Below are 2,407 nucleotides of genomic sequence, written 5' to 3' on the forward strand. Positions count from 1 at the left end.
AAATTCCTAAGTATAACTTTTATTTCTTTCTATACAACAACTATCGTAACACCATAGATGCCATAACTTATATATAAGTGAGAGGAACTCTTTTTCACTCATTTCATTAATTCATATGATTGAATTAATAAGATTAGTTTTTTAAAGCGTTTGGCTTTTGAATGTTTTTGGTTTACTTTAGATGTAACAATTCCGTTCCTATTTTTAAGGTTAGGGGGGAAAAGAAAATGAAATTAACTAATCTTTTAATTGAATGCAAACAGGGGGATAAAAATGCATTACTAGACATTATATTAGAATTCATGCCACTCATAAATAAATATAATAGAAAATATTTTAAAGAAGATATTAGTTCAGAACTTATAATTTCAATGATTGAAGGGCTCGAAAAAATGGATATAGCAAATAATATTTCAGATGGTCAATTTGTAAACTACATTTCAACAGTTATAAGAAATAAATATATAGATATTGTACGAAAAAATATACGTTTTAATACTGAGATGCTAACAGATAATATCACTCGTTATCAAACTTTGACCACAAACATTGAATCTATCGAGAGTAAATTGAACTTTTATTACTTAATTAAACCATTAACTAAAAATCAAAAATGGGTTCTTGAACAAATTTTTTATTCATCAAAAAACAGAAGTGGAAGTAGCCAAGGATAAAGGTGTAACAAAACAAGCTATTCACAATACAAAAAAACAGGCTTTTAAAAGAATAAAAGAAAACTTGGAAAGGGAAAAAATAAGATGGAATCAGAAGTGTTAAAAATTGCTGCTACTCAAGGAATATGGGCGATGTTAAGTATAAGTTTAATTTTTTATATTTTAAGAAATCAAGAAAAAAGGGATACCGCTCAAGAGTCTAGAGAAATTAAATATCAAGAAATTATATTTGTCTTAACAGACAAGTTAAATGTTATTGATGATATAAAAGACGATATTGTAGAAATTAAGAACAAAATAATTTAAATTCGTAGTTTACTTTAATGAAATCTATTTCGTTTATATATTATGAGAAACATTTAGCTAGTTAAAATTCTCAAAAGTTAAGAAGTAAAATTATGTATTTTATATTCTTTAGCTGCCTGTATTAAAAATAATTTTAGGAGGGAACAAAATGAGTTTAAGAAGAAAAAAAATATTTATCGACCCAGGACATGGTGGAACTAGTGCTGAAGGGAGAAGATTGTGCAATGGCTCTTATAATGTTGGGACAAGTGGTAACTTATCTGGAGATGAAAAAGATTCTGTATTAACAATAGGACTTGAACTTAAAGGATTATTAGAATCTGAAGGTGCAATTGTAGAAATAAGTAGAACTAGAGATATTCCTGTCTGTCTTGGAGAACGTGCTAGATTAGCAAACAGATGGGGAGCAGATGTTTTTATTTCTCTACACCATAATGGAAGTGATAATTCAAGAGCAAATGGAATTTCAGCTCATTGGTATAAAAGAATAGACAAGCCACTAGCCGAAGAAATGGCTAAAAGCATCCCTAAATGGACTGGACTAAATACATGGGGATCTACTGGTGTAAGAGAAGATAATTTTCAGGTATTAAGAGAAACAGAAATGCCTGCTGTATTATTAGAATTAGGATTTATGACAAACCCTGATGATGATGAATTCATTTCCCACTTTGAAGGAAAATTAGACTTTGTAAATGGAATATTTAAAGGTTTAGAGAATTACTTTTATTAAAATTCAAATAAACAAATACAATAATTGAATAAAAATAGTAAATAGAGTTAAAAAGATTTTTAACTCTATTTACTATTTTCAATATATTCAACAACTTCTTGTATTTTTTTATTTGAATTTGTAGCTTCCAACGAATATTCGCTAGGATAATAAATAATTAATATATCATCTTCTATTGTATACTTATAATAATCATTATTAAATACTTCTTGAATTTGTTCTAATCCCTTATTTAAACTTTTTTCATCTTTAAAACAATATATAAGTAAAGTATCATCTAACAATTCATATATATCAGGCTTTAATTCATTTAGATTAAAGGAATCATCAACTAATTTAGACGATTGCGGTTTTAAAAATAATTCAAATTTATCAAAGGCATAAGTGATATTTTTTAATCTATCTATCTTTTCATAGCCAATGTTTTTTTCAACATCTTTAGTGACATGTTGTTTTGAGTTGCCAAAAGAATTAATAAAACTTTCAAAAGTTAAGCGACTTGTTAGCTTTAAACCCAATAAAACTAAAATAATTAACGATACAGTAATAAGCTTTTTTTTCACCCTATTTAACACCTCCTATCTTCTAAAAAATATTACTTATATATTTTTTATTGTGAATTTGTCCATAAGCAGGTTTAGAATTAATAATTTATTTTTTATTTCTTTGCAAACTATAGATTATTAATTGGGGA

General features: G+C 26.6%; 4 protein-coding genes. 3 read left to right on the top strand and 1 reads right to left on the bottom strand.

Going from position 1 to position 2,407, the window contains the following annotated elements; translation table 11 throughout:
* The first annotated feature begins 227 nt into the window (after window positions 1–227).
* The 3 genes from CIW83_RS21695 (at window position 228) to CIW83_RS21705 (ending at window position 1,713) form a co-directional block, all read left to right on the top strand.
* The gene (locus CIW83_RS21695) at window positions 228–674 is read left to right on the top strand and encodes a sigma-70 family RNA polymerase sigma factor (protein WP_094904503.1); all 447 of its coding nucleotides are present in this window, start codon (window positions 228–230) and stop codon (window positions 672–674) included.
* Window positions 675–758: 84 nt separating this feature from the next.
* The gene (locus CIW83_RS21700) at window positions 759–980 is read left to right on the top strand and encodes a BhlA/UviB family holin-like peptide (protein WP_094904504.1); all 222 of its coding nucleotides are present in this window, start codon (window positions 759–761) and stop codon (window positions 978–980) included.
* A gap of 148 nt (window positions 981–1,128) precedes the next feature.
* Window positions 1,129–1,713, top strand: coding sequence for an N-acetylmuramoyl-L-alanine amidase (locus CIW83_RS21705; protein ID WP_094904505.1), 585 nt, complete (start codon window positions 1,129–1,131; stop codon window positions 1,711–1,713).
* A gap of 65 nt (window positions 1,714–1,778) precedes the next feature.
* On the opposite strand, the gene CIW83_RS21710 is transcribed toward CIW83_RS21705, so the two are convergent.
* A complete protein-coding gene (locus tag CIW83_RS21710) occupies window positions 1,779–2,276 on the bottom strand; it encodes a hypothetical protein (RefSeq protein WP_094904506.1) in 498 nt (165 codons plus the stop codon).
* Window positions 2,277–2,407: the final 131 nt, after the last annotated feature.

The organism is Tissierella sp. P1, from assembly GCF_002266425.1.
Lineage (GTDB): Bacteria > Bacillota > Clostridia > Tissierellales > Tissierellaceae > Tissierella > Tissierella carlieri.

Bases quoted from the DNA above. Each gene is read 5' to 3' on its own strand.
- CIW83_RS21695 (WP_094904503.1), top strand. From the start codon at position 228: ATGAAATTAACTAATCTTTTAATTGAATGCAAACAGGGGGATAAAAAT.
- CIW83_RS21700 (WP_094904504.1), top strand. From the start codon at position 759: ATGGAATCAGAAGTGTTAAAAATTGCTGCTACTCAAGGAATATGGGCG.
- CIW83_RS21705 (WP_094904505.1), top strand. From the start codon at position 1,129: ATGAGTTTAAGAAGAAAAAAAATATTTATCGACCCAGGACATGGTGGA.